This is a genomic window from Streptomyces sp. NRRL WC-3742 (genome assembly GCF_000720635.1).
GTDB lineage: Bacteria > Actinomycetota > Actinomycetes > Streptomycetales > Streptomycetaceae > Kitasatospora.
Genome location: NZ_JOCF01000209.1, coordinates 1 through 248, shown reverse-complemented (window position 1 = coordinate 248; position 248 = coordinate 1). Strand labels below are relative to the sequence as shown.

General features: G+C 70.2%; 1 protein-coding gene. It reads right to left on the bottom strand.

All coding sequences use genetic code 11. The features are described 5' to 3' along the window. Nucleotides 1-248 (bottom strand): 4-hydroxyphenylacetate 3-hydroxylase N-terminal domain-containing protein (locus IH61_RS42315; RefSeq protein ID WP_037974241.1); only part of this gene is annotated, 248 nt, incomplete at both ends.

Sequence of the window (248 nt, the reverse complement as noted above, 5' to 3'; positions counted from 1 at the left end):
AGGTCCTCGGCCCGGTAGGGGGCCTTGAAGTACGGGTGGGTGAAGCCGCCGCTGCCGGTGTCGGTCGGGACGATCAACTCGCTGTTGCGCGCCGGGTCGTGGAGCGCGTCGTAGAGGCGGGCCACCATGCGGGCGTTGTTGCGGAACGCCGGATGGGCCGTCACATCGGTCACGCGCTCGCCGTAGATCCACACGTCCCGGCCGTCACGGACGCTCTCCAGGTACTCCTCCCCGGTCTGGGGACGGGA